This window comes from Nocardia sp. MDA0666 (assembly GCF_003023875.1).
GTDB lineage: Bacteria > Actinomycetota > Actinomycetes > Mycobacteriales > Mycobacteriaceae > Nocardia > Nocardia aobensis.
Map to the genome: position 1 here is coordinate 87,695 of NZ_PYHT01000006.1, position 20,302 is coordinate 107,996.

Annotated in this window: 21 protein-coding genes; 15 read left to right on the plus strand and 6 right to left on the minus strand. The window is 67.1% G+C overall.

All coding sequences use genetic code 11. The features are described 5' to 3' along the window. Positions 1 to 33 precede the first annotated feature (33 nt). From C8258_RS11995 to C8258_RS12010, 4 genes are read left to right on the plus strand one after another with little or no spacing between them, the layout of a single operon-like run. Positions 34 to 537 (plus strand): GyrI-like domain-containing protein, encoded by a 504-nt coding sequence (locus C8258_RS11995; RefSeq protein ID WP_051025284.1) that lies wholly within the window; start codon positions 34 to 36, stop codon positions 535 to 537. Positions 538 to 543: 6 nt separating this feature from the next. Further along, the gene (locus C8258_RS12000; protein WP_106955258.1) at positions 544 to 969 is read left to right on the plus strand and encodes a GyrI-like domain-containing protein; all 426 of its coding nucleotides are present in this window, start codon (positions 544 to 546) and stop codon (positions 967 to 969) included. 34 nt (positions 970 to 1,003) lie between these two features. Beyond that, positions 1,004 to 1,258 (plus strand): type II toxin-antitoxin system Phd/YefM family antitoxin, encoded by a 255-nt coding sequence (locus tag C8258_RS12005; RefSeq protein WP_106955259.1) that lies wholly within the window; start codon positions 1,004 to 1,006, stop codon positions 1,256 to 1,258. Further along, complete coding sequence (locus C8258_RS12010; RefSeq protein ID WP_106955260.1) at positions 1,255 to 1,524, plus strand: type II toxin-antitoxin system RelE/ParE family toxin; 270 nt, start codon at positions 1,255 to 1,257, stop codon at positions 1,522 to 1,524. Before C8258_RS12005 ends, C8258_RS12010 begins: the two co-directional genes overlap by 4 nt. Positions 1,525 to 1,769: 245 nt before the next feature. Here the strand turns inward: C8258_RS12010 and C8258_RS12015 are convergent, their stop codons facing one another. Then, positions 1,770 to 2,864, minus strand: a complete 1,095-nt coding sequence (locus tag C8258_RS12015) for an inositol-3-phosphate synthase (RefSeq protein WP_106955261.1) — start codon at positions 2,862 to 2,864, stop codon at positions 1,770 to 1,772. After that, a complete protein-coding gene (locus C8258_RS12020; RefSeq protein ID WP_036507131.1) occupies positions 2,857 to 3,414 on the minus strand; it encodes a PadR family transcriptional regulator in 558 nt (185 codons plus the stop codon). The genes C8258_RS12015 and C8258_RS12020 overlap by 8 nt, the downstream gene beginning before the upstream one ends. A gap of 146 nt (positions 3,415 to 3,560) precedes the next feature. Here C8258_RS12020 and C8258_RS12025 point away from each other — a divergent pair, with 146 nt between their 5' ends. The 4 genes from C8258_RS12025 to C8258_RS12040 all read left to right on the plus strand — a co-directional run bounded on the left by C8258_RS12025 (position 3,561) and on the right by C8258_RS12040 (position 9,458). Continuing rightward, on the plus strand, positions 3,561 to 3,974 hold the full coding sequence (locus C8258_RS12025) for a DUF5318 domain-containing protein (protein WP_158271251.1): 414 nt from the start codon (positions 3,561 to 3,563) through the stop codon (positions 3,972 to 3,974). Between the two features lie 542 nt (positions 3,975 to 4,516). Beyond that, a complete protein-coding gene (locus tag C8258_RS12030; protein WP_369974746.1) occupies positions 4,517 to 6,964 on the plus strand; it encodes a transglycosylase domain-containing protein in 2,448 nt (815 codons plus the stop codon). A 29-nt stretch (positions 6,965 to 6,993) separates the two neighbouring features. Further along, the gene (locus C8258_RS12035; protein WP_233225052.1) at positions 6,994 to 8,709 is read left to right on the plus strand and encodes a glycosyltransferase family 87 protein; all 1,716 of its coding nucleotides are present in this window, start codon (positions 6,994 to 6,996) and stop codon (positions 8,707 to 8,709) included. Further along, a complete protein-coding gene (locus C8258_RS12040) occupies positions 8,706 to 9,458 on the plus strand; it encodes an isocitrate lyase/phosphoenolpyruvate mutase family protein (RefSeq protein ID WP_106955263.1) in 753 nt (250 codons plus the stop codon). The genes C8258_RS12035 and C8258_RS12040 overlap by 4 nt, the downstream gene beginning before the upstream one ends. A gap of 141 nt (positions 9,459 to 9,599) precedes the next feature. Here the strand turns inward: C8258_RS12040 and C8258_RS12045 are convergent, their stop codons facing one another. Next, a complete protein-coding gene (locus tag C8258_RS12045) occupies positions 9,600 to 10,688 on the minus strand; it encodes an alkene reductase (RefSeq protein ID WP_106955264.1) in 1,089 nt (362 codons plus the stop codon). A 49-nt stretch (positions 10,689 to 10,737) separates the two neighbouring features. On the opposite strand from C8258_RS12045, the gene C8258_RS12050 reads away from it, so the two are divergent. Then, positions 10,738 to 11,103, plus strand: a complete 366-nt coding sequence (locus C8258_RS12050) for a MerR family transcriptional regulator (RefSeq protein ID WP_106955265.1) — start codon at positions 10,738 to 10,740, stop codon at positions 11,101 to 11,103. 10 nt (positions 11,104 to 11,113) lie between these two features. Here C8258_RS12050 and C8258_RS12055 read toward each other — a convergent pair whose 3' ends face one another. Continuing rightward, positions 11,114 to 12,064, minus strand: a complete 951-nt coding sequence (locus tag C8258_RS12055) for a DMT family transporter (RefSeq protein WP_233225030.1) — start codon at positions 12,062 to 12,064, stop codon at positions 11,114 to 11,116. 83 nt (positions 12,065 to 12,147) lie between these two features. Here C8258_RS12055 and C8258_RS12060 point away from each other — a divergent pair, with 83 nt between their 5' ends. Beyond that, positions 12,148 to 12,687, plus strand: coding sequence for an ABATE domain-containing protein (locus C8258_RS12060; RefSeq protein ID WP_106955267.1), 540 nt, complete (start codon positions 12,148 to 12,150; stop codon positions 12,685 to 12,687). A 1-nt stretch (position 12,688) separates the two neighbouring features. On the opposite strand, the gene C8258_RS12065 is transcribed toward C8258_RS12060, so the two are convergent. Beyond that, a complete protein-coding gene (locus C8258_RS12065) occupies positions 12,689 to 14,050 on the minus strand; it encodes a glycosyltransferase 87 family protein (RefSeq protein WP_233225031.1) in 1,362 nt (453 codons plus the stop codon). A gap of 260 nt (positions 14,051 to 14,310) precedes the next feature. On the opposite strand from C8258_RS12065, the gene rpsF reads away from it, so the two are divergent. From rpsF to dnaB, 5 genes are all read left to right on the plus strand, one after another. After that, positions 14,311 to 14,601: a 30S ribosomal protein S6 gene (rpsF, locus tag C8258_RS12070; RefSeq protein ID WP_030514152.1), complete on the plus strand. Its 291-nt coding sequence runs from the start codon at positions 14,311 to 14,313 to the stop codon at positions 14,599 to 14,601. 110 nt (positions 14,602 to 14,711) lie between these two features. Continuing rightward, positions 14,712 to 15,254, plus strand: a complete 543-nt coding sequence (locus C8258_RS12075) for a single-stranded DNA-binding protein (RefSeq protein ID WP_106955268.1) — start codon at positions 14,712 to 14,714, stop codon at positions 15,252 to 15,254. A gap of 58 nt (positions 15,255 to 15,312) precedes the next feature. Beyond that, entirely contained in the window at positions 15,313 to 15,585 is a 273-nt protein-coding gene (rpsR, locus tag C8258_RS12080) for a 30S ribosomal protein S18 (RefSeq protein ID WP_025353551.1), read from the plus strand. A gap of 16 nt (positions 15,586 to 15,601) precedes the next feature. Further along, positions 15,602 to 16,057 carry a 50S ribosomal protein L9 gene (rplI, locus tag C8258_RS12085; RefSeq protein ID WP_036507152.1) on the plus strand — a complete coding sequence of 152 codons (456 nt, stop codon included), beginning with the start codon at positions 15,602 to 15,604 and terminating at the stop codon, positions 16,055 to 16,057. Between the two features lie 785 nt (positions 16,058 to 16,842). Continuing rightward, positions 16,843 to 19,473: a replicative DNA helicase gene (dnaB, locus tag C8258_RS12090; RefSeq protein ID WP_199195680.1), complete on the plus strand. Its 2,631-nt coding sequence runs from the start codon at positions 16,843 to 16,845 to the stop codon at positions 19,471 to 19,473. Here the strand turns inward: dnaB and C8258_RS12095 are convergent. After that, complete coding sequence (locus C8258_RS12095) at positions 19,442 to 20,302, minus strand: helix-turn-helix domain-containing protein (RefSeq protein WP_233225032.1); 861 nt, start codon at positions 20,300 to 20,302, stop codon at positions 19,442 to 19,444. The two genes, dnaB and C8258_RS12095, sit on opposite strands and share 32 nt — an antisense overlap.

Genomic DNA, 20,302 nt, shown 5'->3' on the forward strand with positions numbered 1-20,302 from the left:
GGGGTTGAACACGAGACATTAGGGGCGACACGGGTGGATTTCGAAGTGGTTGAGCGCCACGAAACACTGGTGGCGGGCACGGTGCTACGCAGCCCGGCGCTGGCGGTCGAGGGACCGCGCCGGCAGAAGGTGGAAGAGGCGTGGAAGCGAACTCTGGCGCGCCGGTTACCCGGACCGCCGGCGACCGCCTATGTCGACCACGCGCCCGAGATCGGTTCCTATCTCACCCATATCGTGGGCTACCAGTGCGAAAGCCTCGACGATCTGCAGCCCGGCGATGTGCTGGCCCGCATCCCCGCGGCGAAGTTCGCGCGCTTCCTGCGCACCGGTGACAATCTGGGCGACACCATCGTCTCGATCTGGCGGGCGGTTTGGGATCTGGAAGCGGCCGGCGCGCTGGTGCGGGCCTACACCGGCGACTTCGAGCACTATCCGGAGGCTCGCACGGTCGAGGTGTTCGTCGCCCTGCAGAGCGATCCGCTCACCGATGCGCTGAACAACGGTGTGGCACAGGCCGATTCCGCCGAGAACAGGTAGGGACTCGTGGACTTCGAAATCGTCACCCTGGAACCGAGCCTCGTCGGCGGGCTCACCGTTCCGCTGGCCGGGCGCGAGGTGACCGCCCGGGATCTGGATCTGGTGAACTTCACTTGGGACCGCTACCTGTCGCGGGAGAAGAACGTCCCGCGCGTGGCGGCCTACATCGGCCAGGACGACCACGCGGTCGCGGTCCTCGGCTACGAACTCGCCGGACTCGACGACCTGGAGACCGGCGACGTGATCACCCGCATCCCCGCGGGCCGCTACGCCAAGTTCGTCGTCTCCGACAAGCCGTACGACCTGCTGCGAACCGCTTGGGCCAAGGTCGCCAAGGCCGAAAGCGCCGGCACCATCACCCGCTCCCACGCCGCGGAAATCGAACGCTACACCGGCCCCACCTCGGTAGAGGTATACGTGTCCCTCGACTGACCGCCGTGTACACGCTAGCGCGTACACTTGCTGTGTGTCCGAGATCAGCATCCGTGAACTCCGCGCCAACCTGGCCACCCACATCCGTGCAGCCGAGGAGGGCGAGCAGGTGATCATTCTGCGCGACGGCACCCCGGCCGCCGCGCTGGTCCCGCTGTCGATGGTGGAAAAGTTCGATGCCGCCGAGGACGAGTTGCTCGCACGCGAAGCGGCGGCCCGGCTCACCTCCGATGAACGGACCTACAGCATGAGCGAGGTTCTCGCCGACCTCTTCGAGGACGAGGAGTGAAGTACCGCTTCCGCTTCCTGGAATCGGCCCGGCACGAACTGCGCGCGCTCGAACGGCAGGACGCGATGCGCATCCTGACCGCACTGACCGCACTCGGCGAGGACCCGTATGCCCCGGGCCTGGACGTGAAGAAGCTGTCCGGCCACGAGGGCTTGTATCGGCTGCGGGTCGGAAGATTCCGGGTCGCCTACCGGATCGACAACGGCGTTCTCGTCATCCTCGTGGTCAAAGTCGGATGGCGACGAGACGCCTATCGAGACCTGTAGCCCGTCCCCGGAAACGCGATAAGGCTGGGCCGACATGGAAAACCATGTAGCCCAGCCTTTTTCGACAGCCAACGTTCCAGGCGACATAGCGCCCACCCAACCCCGCACGGGCCGACCTCGAGGAGGCCCCGTTCGCGGCCGGCTCGCCGATGCGGTGCCGTGGCGCAAGCGACGAAGGAGCAAGCCACGGCGCCGCATCGGCGAGCCCTAGGGGCCGCGAACCCGCCGAGCGAAGCGAGGCCAGATTACTCAGCGCCGATGATGAAGGCTTCCAGCTGGGTGCGGGCGACGTCGTCGGCGAGCTGCTTCGGCGGGGACTTCATCAGGTAGGCCGAGGCCGGGATGACGGGTCCGCCGATGCCGCGGTCCTTGGCGATCTTGGCGGCGCGCACGGCGTCGATGATGATGCCGGCCGAGTTCGGCGAGTCCCACACCTCGAGCTTGTACTCCAGGTTCAGCGGCACGTCACCGAAGGCGCGGCCCTCGAGGCGCACGTAGGCCCACTTGCGGTCGTCGAGCCAGCCGACGTGGTCGGACGGGCCGATGTGCACGTCGTTGGCGCCCAGTTCCTTCTTCAGGTTGCTCGTGACGGCCTGGGTCTTGGAGATCTTCTTCGACTCCAGGCGCTCGCGCTCGAGCATGTTCTTGAAGTCCATGTTGCCGCCGACGTTGAGCTGCATGGTGCGGTCCAGCTGCACGCCGCGGTCCTCGAACAGCTTGGCCATCACGCGGTGGGTGATGGTCGCGCCGACCTGGGACTTGATGTCGTCACCGACGATCGGCACGCCGGCGTCGACGAACTTCTGCGCCCAGGCCGGGTCGGAGGCGATGAAGACGGGCAGCGCGTTCACGAATGCGACGTTGGCGTCGATGGCACACTGCGCGTAGAACTTGTCGGCATCTTCCGAACCGACGGGCAGGTACGAAACCAGCACGTCGACCTCGGCATCCTTCAGCGCCTGCACGATGTCGACCGGCTCGGCCTCGGAGAGCTCGATGGTCTCCGCGTAGTACTTGCCGATGCCGTCGAGGGTCGGGCCCCGCTGGACGGTGACGCCGGTCGGCGGCACGTCGGAGATCTTGATGGTGTTGTTCTCGCTGGCGAAGATCGCATCGGACAGGTCGAATCCGACCTTCTTCGCGTCGACGTCGAATGCGGCGACGAACTTCACATCGCGCACGTGGTACTGGCCGAACTTGACGTGCATGAGGCCGGGCACAGTCGAGTTCTCGTCTGCGTCCTTGTAGTACTGCACGCCCTGGACCAGCGAGGAAGCGCAGTTGCCCACGCCGACGATGGCCACGCGAATCTCATTGGCAGCCGGGTTGACATCACTCATGGCCGACATTTCCCTCTTTCTGTGGTGCCGCCTTCATTGATTGCTCCGCTGCAATCAACTCGTTGAGCCAGCGCACTTCGCGCTCGCTTGATTCGAGACCGAGTTGATGGAGCTGGCGGGTGTAGCGATCCAGTGTTCCGCTGGCGCGTTTGATCGCCTCCCGCAGTCCTTCTCGGCGCTCCTCGACCTGCCGTCGTCTGCCCTCGAGGATCCGCATCCGCGCCTCGGCGGGGGTGCGGCTGAAGAAGGCGAGATGAACGCCGAAGCCGTCATCGGTGTAGTTCTGCGGACCGGTGTCGGCGAGCAGTTCACCGAACCGCTCCCGACCCGATTCGGTCAGTTGGTAGACCCGGCGGGCCCGGCGGGTGACCGCGCCGGCCGGACTCTCCTCGGCGATGAGACCGTCGGTCTGCATGCGCCGCAGCGTCGGGTACAGCGACCCGTAGGAGAAGGCCCGGAACGGTCCCAACAGGCCCGTCAACCGTTTGCGCAGCTCGTAGCCGTGCATGGGTGACTCCAGGAGCAGCCCGAGAATCGCGAGTTCGAGCACGGGCTTCACCTCCTGACTGTATTGAACAGACCTAACCGATGGATGCGATTACAAACTATATCGGACCGATATAGTGAGCGGAAAGGAACGTGTGGCTTCTCTCGGTGGCATGCCGTGCCCCCGCCGACGCAAGTACTCTGGGACCCGTGCGAATTCAGCGGCAGGTGGTCGACTATGCGCTCCGGCGCCGGTCGCTGCTGGCCGATGTCTATGCGGGCCGTGTGGACGTCGCCGAGGTATGTGATGCGAATCCGTACCTGCTGCGTGCGGCGAAATTCCACGGGCGGGGGAGCGATGTCACATGTCCGATCTGCCGGAAAGAGCAGCTCACGCTCGTATCGTGGGTCTACGGCGACGGACTGGGACCGATCGCGGGTTCGGCCCGAACCCCCGAGGAACTGGTGCGGCTGGCCGAAACTCGGGAAGAGTTCTCGGTGCACGTGGTCGAGGTGTGCCGGACCTGTAGTTGGAATCATCTGGTGCAGTCGTATGTGCTGGGACACACCCCGGCACCGCGGCGTCGTCGTGGTGGCGGCGCTCGTCGGACTGCCGCCGAATGACGGGCACACTCGACTGATATGCGGTGCGGCTCCCATACCGGCCGGCGACGGCCGCGCACGCCCGCACCGAGCTATCCGGACCGTATCGAGTTATGGAGATCCAGGCTGTGACTTCGCCTTACGACGATGGACCGAACGGCGGGCGGCCCCCGCGCGGCCCGCAATCCGGGCCCGGTGGTCAGCCACCGCGCCCGGCAGGCGGCAACCCGCCGGGCGCCCGGCCGCTACCGCCGCGTCGCCAGGCACCGCCCCCGGGACCGGCCGGTCCCCGCGGCGGCCAGCCGGGCGGACCACCGAATCCCGCCGGTGGCCCCCCGCGACGTCCCGGCCCGCCGCCGGGTGCTGACCGCACGCCGCCGATGCGCGGCCCGGCCGGTGGCCCACCGCGCACGGGCGGGCAGCCCACGGTGCGCGGCGGTCAGCCGAATCCGGCCGGCGGCCCACCGCGGCGCCCCGGAAATTCCGCGAACCCGGCACCGCGTCCCGGTGAGCAGAAACCTCAGGCCACTCAGAAGATCGCGGCCGGAACCCTCGGTGAGGCGATGGCGCAGCGCGGCCCGCGCTCGACAGCGGCCAACCGGTCGGCTCCCGGTGGCGCCGGCACCCGCCCCGGATCGGGCCCGGGCACCGGCGGACGCCGCGCGGTCGGCGCGGGTGCTCCCCCGTCGGGTCCGCCGCCGCGCAAGGGCAACGGCGGTGGTGACGGTCCCGGCGGTTCGGCAGGCAGAGGCCCGAAGGCGAAGAAGAAATCGCCGTGGCGCATCGTGCGGCGAGTGATCTATGTTCTGGTGGCATTGGCGATCGTGGTGCCGAGCGCGGTCTTCCTGATCGCATACACGACCGTCTCGATACCCCAGCCGGGCGATCTCAAAACCCCTCAGGTCGCCACGATCCTGGCCTCCGACGGCACCACGCAGATCAGCAGAATCGTTCCGCCGGAAGGCAACCGGACCGACGTCACCATCGACCAGATCCCGCCGCACGTGCGCAACGCGGTGATCGCGGCCGAGGACCGGGACTTCTACTCGAACCCCGGCTTCTCCATCAGCGGTTTCGCCCGCGCCGCGCGCGACAACCTGATGGGCAAGGACACCGCCGGTGGTGGTTCGACGATCACCCAGCAGTACGTCAAGAACGCCATGGTCGGCAATCAGCATTCGCTGAGCCGCAAGATGCGCGAGCTGGTGATCTCGGCGAAGATGGCGCGGCAGTGGAGTAAGGACGACATCCTCACCGCGTATCTGAACACCATTCCGTTCGGTCGCGGCACCTTCGGTATCGACGCCGCGGGCAAGGCCTACTTCGGCAAGTCGGTCGAACAGCTGACCGTCGAAGAGGGCGCGATGCTGGCCGCCACCATCAACCAGCCGTACGGCCTGGACCCGGAGAACAACCCGAAGGGCGCCGAACAACGCTGGAACTACGTCCTCGACGGCATGGTCAAGGCCGGTTCCATCCCGGCGGCCGAACGCGCCAAGATGGTGTACCCGAAGGTCCTGCCGTCCAGCGCCAACAGCGCCGACAGCGAGAACAAGACCGCGGGCCCGAACGGCCTGATCAAGCGGCAGGTGCTCAGCGAGCTGTCCGAGGCCGGCATCAGCGATACCCAGCTGAACACCGAGGGTCTGCAGATCACCACGACCATCGATCAGAAGGCCCAGCAGGCGGCGATCGATTCGGTGCACAAGAACATGCAGGGTGAACGCGACGAGGTCCGGACCGCGGTCGTCTCGGTCGATCCGAAATCCGGTGCGGTGCGCGCCTATTACGGCGGCGACAACGCGACCGGCTGGGACTTCGCCAATGCCGGTCTGCAGTCCGGCTCGACGTTCAAGGTCTTCGGCCTGGCCGAGAATCTCGAACTCGGCAAGCCGCTGTCGACGATGTACGACAGTTCGGATCTGACGGTCAACGGCATCAAGATCACCAACGCCGAGGGTGAGACCTGCGGTACCTGCACCATCGCCGAGGCGCTCAAGCGGTCGCTGAACACCAGCTTCTACCGCATGGAACTCGATATGCCGGACGGTCCGGCGAAGATCGCCGCCATGGCGCACCGCATGGGCATTCCCGACACGATTCCGGGCGTGGGCCAGACGCTGACCGAGCCCGACGGCTCCGGCCCCAACAACGGCATCATCCTGGGTCAGTACCAGGTGCGACCGCTGGATATGGCTTCCGCGTACGCGACCATCGCCGCCTCGGGTGTCTATCACAAGCCGCATTTCGTGCAGAAGGTCGTGACGGCCGACGGTCAGGTCCTGCTCGACCGCGGACAGGTCGCGGGCGAGCAGCGGGTCTCCGCCGCCGTCGCGGACAACCTGTCGGCGGCGATGCAGCCGATCGCCGCCTCGTCCCGCAACCACGGCCTGGCCGGCGGCCGGCTGTCCGGTTCCAAGACCGGTACCACCCAGCTCGGCGACACCGGTCAGAACAAGGACGCGTGGATGATCGGCTTCACCCCGTCGCTGTCGACAGCGGTCTGGGTGGGTACCGCGGACGGTGTCGCGCTGAAGACGCCTAGCGGGTCGATCATGTACGGCTCCGGCCTGCCGTCGGATATCTGGAAGGACACCATGGACGGCGCGCTCGAGGGCACGCCGAAGGAGAACTTCCCGAAGCCGGCCGCGATCGGCGGCCAGGCCGGTGTGCCGTCCTATTCGGCGCCGTACACCGCACCGAGCACCACACAGCAGGAGTATCAGCCGCCGGTCGTGGTGAAGCCGTCGCAGGTCGAGATCCTGCCGGGCATCACCATTCCGGTGCCGGGCATCCAGCCGAATCCGCGCTCGCAGCCGCAGCAGAACCAGCCGCAGTCGCAGGACACCGGACCACTGCCGGGGCAACCGGTGGCACCTGCCGACGGATCCTCCCCGACCACGTCGAATTCCGGTGACACCAACGGCAATTCACGGTCCCAGCGTCCGGGCTCCGGCGTCGGCAACAGTACCGACGGGACAGGAGACGGGTACTCCAACAGTCACCGGTAGCCTCGGGTGGCGTGAGTGAACAACAGCCGGTGGCGGCCTCGACGTTCGGTGACGAAGGTGTCGAGACCGCCACCGGTTTCGTTTCCGCGGCTCCCCTCGCCGCGGATCGGAGATCGGCGGTGCGCCGGGACAAACCCAGCCGCACCGATTCGATGACCGCTCAGTTGAGCAGCACGATCGGCGGCCCGGTCGGCGACCATGCCCTGATCGGCCGCGCTCGGTTCTGGACTCCGCTGCGCATTCTGCTGGCCTTCGCGGTGGTGTTCCTCGCCCTCGGCTGGGCCGGTAAGGCCGGCTGCATTCAGCAGACGACCACCTCGGAGGGCCATCTCACCCTCGACTGGAACAACGGTCGCCAATACGTGGCCATGTGCTACTCGGATACGGTGCCGCTCTACGGCGCCGAACATCTCGACGAAGGCGCGTTCCCCTACAAGAAGAAGTGGACCGAGGTCGGTCCCGACGGCAAACTGCAGACCCGGTACATGGAGTATCCGGTGCTGTCGGGCCTCTATCAGTACCTGGCGATGGAGGTCGCCAATATCTGGATGTCGCTGCCGTTGCCGAAGGCGCTGTCGGTGGTGGTGTATTTCAACGTCGTCGCCGTGGGACTGGCGCTGGCCTGGCTGGTGACGGTGTGGGCGTCGGCGATGCTGGCGGGCCGCCGGATCTGGGATGCGGCGCTGGTGGCGCTCTCTCCGCTGGTGCTCGTGCACATCTTCACCAATTTCGACGCGTTGGCAACGGCTTTCGCGGCCACGGGCCTGCTGGCCTGGACCAGGCGGCGGCCGGTCCTGGCCGGAATCCTGCTCGGTTTGGGCGGTGCGGCCAAGCTGTATCCGCTGTTGCTGCTGGGCCCGATCGTGGTGCTCTGCCTGCGTGTCGACGGCCGTGACCGACTGCCGGGCCTGCGAGAACAGCTGCGGCGCAACGGCAACAACGCGTTGAGGGCCCTGCGCGACTACCTGGCCGGCGCGCGGATCAGCCCGCTGCGGGCGGCGCTGGTGACGGTGTTGTCGGCAATGTCGGCCTGGCTGGCGGTGAATCTGCCCATCGCGGTGCCGTTCACCGAGGGCTGGTGGGAATTCTTCCGGCTCAACAGTGAACGCCATGCCGATCCGGATTCGCTCTACAACGTGATCACCTCCTTCACCGGCTGGCAGGGTTTCGACGGTCCACTCGCCTCCTCCGACACTCCCACCGCGCTGAATTCGGTGTCACTGGCGTTGTTCGCGGTCGCCTGCGCGGTGATCGCATACATCGCGCTCACCGCCGCCCGCCGTCCGCGCGTGGCGCAGCTGGCCTTCCTGGTGGTGGCGGCGTTCCTGCTGACCAACAAGGTGTGGAGTCCGCAGTATTCGCTGTGGCTGGTGCCGCTCGCGGTGCTGGCCCTGCCACACCGGCGAATCCTGTTGGCGTGGATGACGATCGACGCGCTGGTGTGGTTCCCGCGCATGTACTACTACCTCGGCACCGACGACAAGGGCGTTCCCGAACAGTGGTTCACCAGCGCGGTCCTGATCCGCGACTTCGCGGTCGTGGGCCTGTGCGCGTTGGTGGTCCGCCAGATCTACCGGCCCGAACAGGACCTCGTCCGAGCCGACGGCGCGGACGACCCGGTAGGCGGAATTCTGGATCGCGCGCAGGATCCGGCGCTGCCGTGGTTACCGTCGGCGCTGCAACCCAGGCCGTCGTATCCGGCCGCTGGCGCGAACACCCGATCATGGGCGAGGATCGACACATGACCGCATTGAGCGAGCAGGCCATCACCTTCCTCGAGCTGCACCGCCCCGGCGATCCGGCGATTCTGCCGACCGTCTGGGACGCGTGGTCGGCGAATCTGGTGCAGGCGGCCGGTTTCGCCGCGCTGACCGTCGGCAGCCATCCGCTGGCGGATTCGCTGGGCAAATCCGATCAGGAGGGGATGACCTATCCCGAATCGATGGCCCGGGTTCGCGAGATCACCGCGGCGGTCGACATTCCCGTCTCGGTCGATATCGAATCCGGCTACGGCCTGAAGCCCGCCCAGCTGATCGACGGACTGCTGGAGGCGGGCGCGGTCGGCCTCAACATCGAGGATTCGGTGCACAGCGAGGGCGGCCGCCTGCGCGAGCCGAGCGAACACGCCGACTTCGTCGCCGGACTGCGGCAGGCGGCCGATGCCGCCGGTGTGCACGTGGTGGTCAACGCTCGCACCGACCTGTTCCTGCGCGAGGACCAGAACACCCCGGACCGGGTCGAGCGGGTGCTGGAGCGGATGCGGCTGGCGGCCGAAGCGGGTGCCGACGTGCTGTACCCGGTGGGTCAGCGCGATCCGGAGATCCTGCGCCGGCTCTGTGCCGAACTTCCGTTGCCGGTCAACGCCATCGGCCTGCCGGATCAGGGTGATCGCGCCTGGTTCGCCGAAGTGGGCGTTGCCCGGGTCAGTTTCGGGCCGTTCCTGCAGCGCGCGCTGAGCACCGAGGCGAACCGGCTGCTGCAGCGCTGGCAGTAATCCCGGAAGCCCGGCACCGAATCGGGTCGGGTTCTGTGACAATGGAACACGCCGATGCCCGTCGCCACGCATGCCACGAAGCCCGAGATGAGCGAGCCGACGGTATGCGACCGGGGCGGTCATCGGCGCTGCGATTCCCGGTCAGGCCACCCGCTCGGCGCGGTCGATCCACGCCGGGTAGTCGGTATATCCGTACGGTCCCCGGCCGTAGAGACCATCCTCGCGCACCGGCGCCAGCGCTCGATCGTGGCGGATCCGCGACACCAGATCGGGATTGGCGATGAAAGCCCGCCCGAAGGACACCAGATCGGCCCGGCCCTCGGCGAGCAGGCGCTCGGCCGCCGCGGGTGCGGTCGGTGCGCGGTTCTCACCGATATTGGCGATCAGCGTGCCGTTCCAGCGCGGGCGCAGATCGGCGAGTGCCGGATAGTCGTCGTTGTCGGTGAGGTGTAGGTAGGCGAGATCTCGTCCGGCGAGTTCACCGACCAGAGCGCGGTAGAGCGGCGCCGGATCGGCCTCGTGCATGCCGAATTGCGGATTGCCCGGCGACAACCGGATCCCGACTCGATGCGAACCCGCCACGGCGGCAACGGCGTCGGTGACCTCGAGTGCGAATCGCATGCGGTTGGCGATCGTGCCGCCGTATTCGTCGGTGCGCAGATTGGTGTTGTCGGCCAGGAACTGATGGACGAGATAGCTGTTCGCACCGTGGATCTCGACACCGTCGAATCCGGCCGCGAGTGCGTTGGCGGCAGCAGCGGCATAATGTTCGACGGCCTGCGCGATTTCGGCGCGGCTCATGGCCCGAGGCCGTGGCGCCGGGGCTTTCCCGCCGTCGATCAGGTGGACCGGATCGGCGGCCGGTACCGCCGACGGGCCGGCCGGCAGGGTGCCGTCGATCCGGGCCAGGGGATGACCCCACCGCCCGCCGTGCATGAGCTGGGCGAAGATCCTCCCGCTCGCGCCGTGGACGGCTTCGGTGACCCGCCGCCACCCGGCGATGTGCGCCTCGGTGGCCAGGCCCGGCACCCATGCCTCGCTCTGGCCGGTGGAATGCGGCCAGATGCCCTCGGTGACAATGAGTCCCGCGTCGGCACGCTGGGCGTAGTAGGTCGCCACATCGTCGGTGGGCGAGCCGTCGGGGTGGGAGCGCAGCCGGGTCATCGGCGCCATCACGACGCGATTGGGCAGGTGCAGGTGGCTTGCGTGATAGTCGGTCAGCAACAGCATGCGCGTACCGTAGAACCTGACATCAATGTGAGGTGCAAGGGAGAAACCGGTGCGCATCGGCGAACTGGCACGACGCACGGGCGTCAGCGTGCGGTCGTTGCGGTACTACGAGAGTCAGGGCCTGCTGGCTTCGTCCAGGACCTCGGGCGGTCAGCGCGAATACCGTGAGCAGGCCGTGGACCGCGTGGTTCGCATTCAGGAGATGTTCGCCGCGGGATTGCACAGCCGCACCATCGCCGAACTGCTGCCGTGCATCAACGACACCGACGGTACGCCCGCGCAGACGGCGACCCCGTGGCTCTCGGAAACCCTTGCCGCCGAACGCAAACGCATCGACGCGTGCATCAAGGATCTGGTCCGCACCCGCGAGGTGCTCGACGGTGTGATCAGCGCGGCACACGGCGAGCCGCAGTAGGCCCGGATCCCTACCTCAGGGCGGCCAGTCCCGGCCGGCGCTCCAGGATGGCGCCGGGCGCCGGCGAGCTCGGCTCCCCGGCCACCGCGGCATCCGGCCGGGTTCCGGATCGGAGCGAGGCCAGCACCATCCCGAGGAGCCCGACGCCCAGTCCGGCAATCGTCAGGGGCCGCAATGGTTGTGCGATCAGCAGCCAGGCCAGTCCCGCCGTGACCAACGGGGTGACGAAGAACAACTTGCCCACGCGAGTGGCGTCCCAGCGGCGCAGCATCGCATTCAGGAGCAGGAAGCAGGCGACGGCGTTGATCGCCACCATCCACACCAGCGAGCCGGCGAATCGCAGCGGATCGGCGATATGCGTATCCCCGCTCCCGGCCATGAAGATTCCCGCCACCGGCGCGCTGATCAGCACATGCACAGCGGTATTCGTGCGGGTGTCGACCTGCGGCACGAAACGCTTCTGATAGACCGTGCCGAGGCTGAGCCCCAGCAGACCGACCACGCACAGCACCAAACCCGTTGCGGAGAAATGCGATTGGTCGACAACCGCGAGTCCGACGCCGAGGCCGCCGACACCGAATCCGATCCACTGCCGCACGGTGACCGACTCACCGAGCACGGTCCCGGCGAACAGCGCGATCACCACCGGATTCAATCCCTGCACCAGTGAGATCACCGCCGCGGACACATGGTCGGCCATGGCGGTGTAGAAGGCGCCGAACTGCACCATCTGCATGAGCAATCCGGCGACGGCGACATGCGCCAGTTGCCGGCCGCGCGGCCACCGCGCCCCGACGACGACGGCATACACCGCCAAGACCAGTCCGGCGCAGGCGAAGCGGGCGAACAGCACCACCATCGGCGGCGCCGCACCGACGCCGATGATGCCGGCGATGAACGCGCTGCTCCACATCACGACGAAGGCCGCGGGCGCGGCCGTCTCCATCAGTCGCTTCCGCACGACGCCTCCCGAATAACCGCTTCAACTGGTTACCAACCCTGACATCGGTGCGACTAACCTGTCAAGGGGGTTACGATGGCGAGGTGTTCACCTTCGTCAGCGGCAACGTGGCCCTGGATTTCGCCGGCACGGTCCAGGAGCGCAACGGCGGTTTCGCCGATCTCCTGACGGCTCCCGCCACCCTCGACGAATGGCTGATCGCGGCCGGATTACTGGATTCCGCGGCGCGGTGCGACGCGGGCGACCTGGCCCGGGCGGCCGAACTGCGCGAAGCGGTGTACCGCTTGGCCCTGGCCACCACCACCGGTGCGCCGTGGCGCGATGCCGACCGGGTGCTGGTCAACCGGATCGCCGACGGCCCGAAACCCTCGATCGCCCTGCGCGCCGACGCCGGCGTGACCCGCCGCGGCGACTGCGATCACGCCCTCGCGCGCATCGCGACCGAGGCGATCGAACTCCTCGGCGGACCCGATCGCGATCGGATCAAACAATGCGGCCGCGATACCTGCACACGCCTCTACCTGGACACCTCCCGCGCGGGTTCGCGGCGCTGGTGCGATATGACGCTGTGCGGCAACCGCGCCAAGAGCGCGTCGTTCCGCGCTCGCCGCGGCAAGCCGTAATTCAGCGGGTGGAAACGAGTTCGCGCGCTACCGGCGACACCATCGGCCGGTACCCGCGCGGGCGGGCGCGAACGAACGCGAAGAAGAAGAACACCAACAGGATCGCGCGTCCCCACACCCCGAACTGCACGAGTTTCTCGTAGAAGTCCGCACCCGTTCCGCTCCCCAGAGCGTGGAAGTAGCGGAAGACCCCGATGCCGAGCGCCAGATCGGCCAGCAGATAGGCGCCGACCGCCGCCCACGGCACTTCGAGCAGGACGAAGAACGGCAGCACCCACAGCGTGTACTGCGGTGAATGCACCTTGTGGAACAACAGGAATCCACACAGCATCGCCGCGCTCACGCCCACCCAGGGGTAGTAGCGAAGTGCGGGAAAACGCTTCCACCCCAACCAGATTGCGAGCGCGAACGAGACGGCGACCAGGACCGGCGAGGCCGTCGCCACGACGTTTTGGAACGACGCCTCCCCGCTCTGTCCCTGCCCGAACATCGGCCGCAGACCCCAGTACCAGATCGAGTTGGTGGTGATGTCGGCCTGCCGCATCTGCTGGAAGGTGAACGAGGCCCGCCAGCCGTCGTAGCCGAGCAGAGCGAAGGGCAGGTTGATCGCCGCCACCGTCACGATCGCCGCACCCGCGGCCGCGAACGCACCGGCCGGATCGTAGCCGCGGCGAGGGGCATCCGGCCGCTCGCCGAGGTCCGGCTCGCCGAGAAATAGGTAGAGCATCAGCGGCAGGACGAAGATTCCCGGATACAACTTCAGGCAGAATCCGATGCCCAGCAGGACCGCCGCGACAATTCCCCTGGTGCGCAACGAATATCGAGTCAGCGTGGTCATCACGTAGACCGCGCCGACTGCCGTGCACACCACCGGAAGTTCCCAATTGTGGAACGCGTAGAGCACCAGCGGCGGCCCCACCGACCACAGCAGCGCGACCGCTCCCGACATCCGTCCCAGCATCCAGGCGGTCAGCAGGGCGAACGGCGCCAGCAGCAGTGCCGAATGCAGCAGGAAGCCGGCGTCGTCGTGCACGCCGGCCGCACCGAGCCACATCAGCAGTCCGCTGAGCACCGGATATTCCACGGCGCCACCGGTCAGCGTGCCGTCCGGGGTGATACCGCCGCCGACGTAGGGAAACAGATGTTCGTCGATGCCGCGGCCGAGCCAGAGGAATTGGATATCGGAATAGCAGACCTCGGCATCCTTGATGCGATCGAAGATCAGGCTGCGCCCGTCGCCGTCGAACGGCGCGCCCGCGCAACGAGCCTTGTTGAGATAGGCGAAGATCAACGTGACCGCACAGGCCAGCACCGCGGCCGCGGCCCGGCCGGTTGCGCGCGCCCGGACTATCGCATCGGCCACGCGGCAACCTCCGCAGCCACCCCGTCGCCACCGCCGGAGTTCCCACGATCGGCGGATCGAATCGGCATGTTCACCACGATAGGTGGGCTACCCCGCCGACGGCGATATTCATGGGGAAGGAGACCCATTTCGCACCCGGCGCCCCGGATTCGGGTCCGGACCGGCCGTTCATGTAGCCTTGTCGGGTTGCTGACGCAACGACCCCTCCTGCCACGGAAAGTCCGTGGCCGTTCACAGTCCACAGGAGGTGATGGGTTCCCGTGCGTCATTACGAAGTGATGGTCATCCTCGATCCGAACCTGGACGAGCGCACTGTCGGTCCGAACTTGGACAAGATGCTCAGTGTGGTCTCGCAACAGGGCGGCAAGATCGACAAGGTCGACCTCTGGGGCCGCCGCCGGCTGGCCTACGAAATCGAGAAGCGCGCCGAGGGCATCTACGCCGTCGTCGACCTGACCGCCGAACCGGCCACGGTCAGCGAGCTCGACCGTCAGCTGGGCCTGAACGAGTCGGTGCTGCGCACCAAGGTGCTGCGGCAGGACAAGAAGTAAGACCCCTGGCATACCTGCCGGAAAGCAAACCGCACTTGTCGTTGCCTGGCCTTAGGCTCTAGCGCAACAGGCGAGTGCACAGCTGATCGCACCGGAGACCAGGAGGAACCATGGCAGGCGACACCGTAATCACCGTCATCGGCAATTTGACGGCAGATCCGGAACTTCGATTCACGCCCGCGGGCGCGGCGGTGGCCAATTTCACCGTCGCCTCGACTCCCCGGGTGTTCGACCGCAACGCCAACGAATGGAAAGACGGCGAGGCACTGTTCCTGCGCTGCAACATTTGGCGTGAGGCCGCGGAGAATGTCGCCGAGAGCCTGACCCGAGGCGCTCGCGTCATCGTGAGCGGACGGCTGAAGCAGCGCTCCTACGAAACCCGCGAGGGTGAGAAGCGCACGGTCGTCGAACTCGAGGTCGACGAGGTCGGTCCCTCCCTGCGCTACGCGACCGCGAAGGTCAACAAGACCTCGCGTGGCGGTGGCGGTGGTGGTGGTTTCGGCGGCAATTCCGGCGGCAGTGGTGGGGGCTTCGGCGGCTCCAACGGTGGCAGTCGCGGCGGACAGAGTTCCGCCGGCGACGATCCGTGGGGCAGCGCTCCCGCGGCCGGCTCCTTCGGAGGCGGCCAGATGGACGACGAACCGCCGTTCTGAACGGCTCACATATCGGGGCCCGCGGTATGCGGCTCCCAGGCAAACGGAGTGAAGACCCATGGCCAAAGCACCGGCACGCGAAAAGGTGCTGAAGAAGAAGGCTTGCGCGTTCTGCAAGGACGACAAGAAGGCGAAGAAGGACGGCTCGGGCACCGGCGCCGTCATCGACTACAAGGACACGGCGTTGCTGCGCAAGTTCGTCAGCGACCGCGGCAAGATCCGCGCCCGCCGCGTCACCGGAAACTGCGTGCAGCACCAGCGGGACATCGCCGTCGCGGTGAAGAACTCTCGCGAGGTCGCGCTGCTGCCGTACGTGTCCACGGCTCGCTGAGAACGGGAGGCAGACGATGAAGCTGATTCTGACTGCTGATGTGGACAACCTCGGTGCGCCCGGCGACACCGTGGAGGTCAAGGACGGCTACGGCCGTAACTACCTGCTGCCCCGCGGCTTGGCGATCGTCGCCACCCGCGGCGCCGAGAAGCAGGTCGAGGGCATTCGCCGGGCGCAGGACGCCCGTCGCGTGCGCGACCTGGACCACGCCAAGGAGCTCAAGACCGCGATCGAGGGCCTGGAGGGCGTGTCCCTGTCGGTGAAGACCGCCGGCACCGGCAAGCTGTTCGGTTCGGTCACCACCGCCGACGTCGCCGGCGCGGTCAAGGCCGCCGGTGGCCCGGTGCTCGACAAGCGCAGCATCGAGCTGCCGAAGTCGCACATCAAGAGCACCGGCAAGCACAACGTCACCGTGCACCTGCACCCCGACGTGATCGCCAAGTTCGACCTGCAGGTTGCTGCGGCGGAGTGATCTCCGCCCCGCTGTCCGGTACGGCACCGATCGGTTCGCCGATATGCCCGATCCGGCCGGCGGGTCACAGTTCATCGAAGACCATCCCCGTGGTTACTGCGGGGATGGTCTTCGCCTGCGCGGATATTTCCGGCCGACAGGCCCGTATACGGCTCTTGTCGCGTTTCGGACCGGAATCGGATCCGACACGATAGAGTTGCGAAAGATTTGCTAGTTGGTGACGGTGGGCACTGGATCCCGCCGACGACAGCTTCTGCGCACTTTTTACCCAGCTCGTGGGGATTTGTGGACAAGTAGCCAAACCGACCATCTCGAATGTGATCTACGCCATAGCTTCGGAGAGCGGTGTTAACCCAACACGCCCGGCTGTTCATCTCGGATGACACGCCGACGCTATTTCAATCCACATGTGGGAAATCGAAAAAACGCGTGTCCACCTGGTCATAGCTACTGCGCATACCGCGTTATCCCCAGTTGATGCACAAGACCTACACAACAGCGGGTGAACTGTGCCCAGTTTATCCACAGCTGTTTCCACAGGACGGTTTGGCGATCCCCAACTCGGTCCCTTAGGTTCGTCCAGGCGCCGTCGTCACGCGCCCGTAGCACCGCGATTCTCACTGTGGGAAATCCGTTAGCTACGGGCAGGTTCTCGATCATGTGGCGGCCGCCGCGACGGCCGGTGTGACATGTTCCGACGTGTCGGTACCCGGGCGTACAACAAGTCATCAATAGGGTCGAAGCCGGGTGGGATCAGGCCGGGTGCGATGAGAGAGGACGGTCGAGTGGCAGTCGTCGACGATCGCGGGCACTCGGACTACAACGATCAGCCCGGCGAGGATTTCGGTCGGCAGCCGCCGCACGATATGGCCGCCGAACAGTCGGTTCTCGGCGGCATGTTGCTCAGCAAGGACGCCATCGCCGACGTCGTCGAGGTCATCCGTCCCGGCGATTTCTACCGTCCCGCGCACCAGGCCGTCTACGACGCGATCCTCGACCTCTACGGCCGCGGCGAACCCGCGGACCCGGTCACCGTCGCCGCCACCCTGGACCGCCGCGGCGAACTCAAACGCATCGGCGGCCCGCCCTATCTGGTCACCCTGACCCAAACCGTGCCGACGGCGGCCAACGCCTCCTACTACGCCGAGATCGTCGCGGAGAAGGCGATTCTGCGGCGCCTGGTCGAGGCCGGCACGCGCATCGTCCAATTCGGCTACGCCGGCTCCGAGGGCCAGGACGTCGCCGAGGTCGTCGACCGCGCCCAGGCCGAGATCTACGAGGTCACCGAACGCCGGTCCACCGAGGACTTCCTGCCCCTGGAGGAGCTCCTCCAGCCGACGATGGACGAGATCGACTCCATCGCCAGCCGCGGCGGCATCTCCCTCGGCGTACCGACCGGCTTCACCGAACTCGACGAGGTCACCAACGGCCTGCACCCCGGCCAGATGATCATCGTCGCGGCCCGCCCCGGCGTCGGCAAGGCGCTCGCGCTGGACACTCCGCTACCCACCCCGGACGGCTGGACGACCATGGGCGAGGTGGCGGTCGGAGACGAACTGCTCGACGCACACGGACGGCCCACCCGCGTCGTAGCAGCCACCGAGACGATGCACGAGCGCCCTTGCTATGAGGTGGAATTCTCCGACGGCACGGTGATCGTCGCGGACGCCGAACATCAATGGCTGACCGAGACTCGCGCCTCACGGCGCTCGGCGCAGCAAGCCGCGACGGGCTACAACCGGTACCGGAACCAGCGGACATTCGCCGAGGTTCGGACCACCGCCGATATCGCCGGAACCCTCCGCTGTGCGACCGCGGACGCGCGCCTCAACCATTCGGTCACCAATGCGGCGCCCCTCCAGCTGCCGGAGCGTGACCTGCTCGTTCCGCCCTACACCCTGGGCGCTTGGCTGGGCGACGGCACCGCCGCCTCCGCCCAACTGACAACTGCAGACCCGGAAATCGTGCTGCGCATCGAGAACGAGGGGTTGCTCGCAGTGCCGTCGGCGAGTGCTGCGTTGCGCTACCACCTGCGCCTGCCCGAACCCGATCCGATTTCTCCTCGCAACTGCGTCGTGTGCGGGGCCGAGTTCGTGCCGTTCACCTCCGAGGTGAAGACCTGCAGCCGATCCTGCGGTGGCAAGTCGCGATTCGTGTCCGTCCCCTCGCCACGGCCGACCTGCCCGCAGTGCGGCCGGCCTTCCACGGGCCTGCGGGCGTGCCAGGGCTGCCGCAATGCCACGGGCACGGTGCAAGCACGACTGCGCACCATCGGTGTGCTGGGGAACAAGCACATCCCGACCGCCTATCTTCGAGCCTCCGAAGCACAGCGGCGAGCGCTGCTGGCCGGTCTGCTCGACACCGATGGCACGGTGACCCACGGCGGTTCGGTGCAATTCGCCGTGACGAACGAACGATTGGTCTCCGATGTCGAAGAACTGATCGTCAGCCTCGGATATCGATGCCACAGATCGAGCAAGAGCGTTCGCGGACGCACCGCGGACAGTTCGGTGGCTTACACCCTCACGTTCGCGACCGACGACGAGGTATTCGGCCTGAGCCGAAAGAATCTGCTGCACAAGCAGCGTCGGGGTGCGACCGGGACCGCGCGGTCGAACTCACGGTTCATCGTCGACATCCGGCCGATCCCCAGCGTCCCGGTCCGCTGCGTCGAGGTCGACAATCCCGACCACCTCTACCTGGCCGGGCGCTCGATGGTCCCCACGCACAACTCGACCCTCGGAATGGATTTCATGCGGAGTTGCTCGATCAAGCACGGCTTGGCGAGCGTGATCTTCTCGCTGGAAATGAGTAAGACCGAGATCGTGATGCGTCTGCTGTCGGCGGAGGCGAAGATCAAGCTCGGGGATATGCGTGCCGGGCGGATGAGCGACGACGACTGGACCAAGCTCGCGCGGCGGATGAGCGAGATCAGTGAGGCGCCGCTGTTCGTCGACGATTCGCCGAACCTGACCATGATGGAGATCCGGGCGAAGGCGCGCCGGCTCAAGCAGCGCCACGATCTGCGGCTCGTCGTGGTGGACTACCTGCAGCTGATGACCTCCGGTAAGAAGGTCGAATCCCGCCAGCAGGAAGTCTCGGAATTCTCCCGAAGCCTGAAACTACTGGCCAAGGAATTGGAAGTTCCGGTGGTCGCGATCAGTCAGCTGAACCGTGGGCCGGAACAGCGAACGGACAAGCGCCCCATGGTCTCCGACCTCCGCGAATCCGGTTCGCTGGAACAGGACGCCGATATGGTGATCCTGCTGCACCGCCCCGACGCGTTCGAACGCGACGACCCGCGCGGCGGCGAAGCAGACCTGATCCTCGGCAAACACCGAAACGGCCCCACCGCGACGATCACCGTCGCCCACCAACTCCACCTCAGCCGCTTCGTGGATATGGCGCGCGGGTAGCGGACAGCCGGCGCGGCCAGGCTATGTGGTCGACCGAGAGCCACGGGGCGGTGGCGACGGCCGAGGTGGGCATTCCCGCGAAGTCGGCGATGTCGCGATGGAGATGGGACTGGTCGACGAAACCGGTTTCGGCGGCGACCCGAGCGGGGCGGTGGCCGGCGGCGAGTCGATGGGCCACGTGGTCGAACCGCACCAGCCGGGCGCTCTGTTTGGGCGTGATCCCGATCTGGGCACGGAAGCGCGACCACAGCCGCTGACGGCTCCAGCCGACCTCGGCCGCCAGTGGTTCGATCCGGGCGCGGCCGCGGCTGTGCGTCAGTCGGCGCCAGACGAATTCGACCTCCGGATCCACCTCCGGGCCGGTGGCCAGGCGCCGAGCGAGTGCGGCGTGCGCGATCGCGAAGCGCGTATCCCACGACCGCGCGGCACGCAGTTGCTCCTGGATTCGCGCGGCATCCCCACCCCACAGTTCGCCGAGCCCGACCACCATCCCGTTCAGTTCCGCACCCGCGCCGAGCACCGTGTGGGCGACCACGGGAGAGAGCCGGATCTGCAGCAGGTCGACGGCGCGGCCCGAACCCCGCAGCGCGCCGCGGGGCAGGCCGACCACGAGGGGGCCGTCCGTGCGCTGACCGCGCACACCGTCGACGACCAGCGCGTCACCGAAATCGACGAAAATCGTCAGCGCCGGATACGGGATCATCTGCAGGGCGACCGTTTCGCCGGCTCTTCCCCGGAACCCGGCCATGCTCACGCCCGGCATGCCACGCCCGGCCGGGACCGCGAGGTCCATCACGGCACCGGCCAGCACCACCGGCTGCACAGGCAT

Excerpts from the sequence above, each read along its gene's own strand:
- rpsR (WP_025353551.1), top strand. The coding sequence starts at position 15,313 with ATGGCCAAAGCACCGGCACGCGAAAAGGTGCTGAAGAAGAAGGCTTGC.
- C8258_RS12095 (WP_233225032.1), bottom strand. The coding sequence starts at position 20,302 with ATGCCTGTGCAGCCGGTGGTGCTGGCCGGTGCCGTGATGGACCTCGCG.
- rplI (WP_036507152.1), top strand. The coding sequence starts at position 15,602 with ATGAAGCTGATTCTGACTGCTGATGTGGACAACCTCGGTGCGCCCGGC.
- C8258_RS12015 (WP_106955261.1), bottom strand. The coding sequence starts at position 2,864 with ATGAGTGATGTCAACCCGGCTGCCAATGAGATTCGCGTGGCCATCGTC.
- C8258_RS12075 (WP_106955268.1), top strand. The coding sequence starts at position 14,712 with ATGGCAGGCGACACCGTAATCACCGTCATCGGCAATTTGACGGCAGAT.
- C8258_RS12045 (WP_106955264.1), bottom strand. The coding sequence starts at position 10,688 with ATGCTGTTGCTGACCGACTATCACGCAAGCCACCTGCACCTGCCCAAT.
- C8258_RS12030 (WP_369974746.1), top strand. The coding sequence starts at position 4,517 with ATGGCGCAGCGCGGCCCGCGCTCGACAGCGGCCAACCGGTCGGCTCCC.
- C8258_RS12040 (WP_106955263.1), top strand. The coding sequence starts at position 8,706 with ATGACCGCATTGAGCGAGCAGGCCATCACCTTCCTCGAGCTGCACCGC.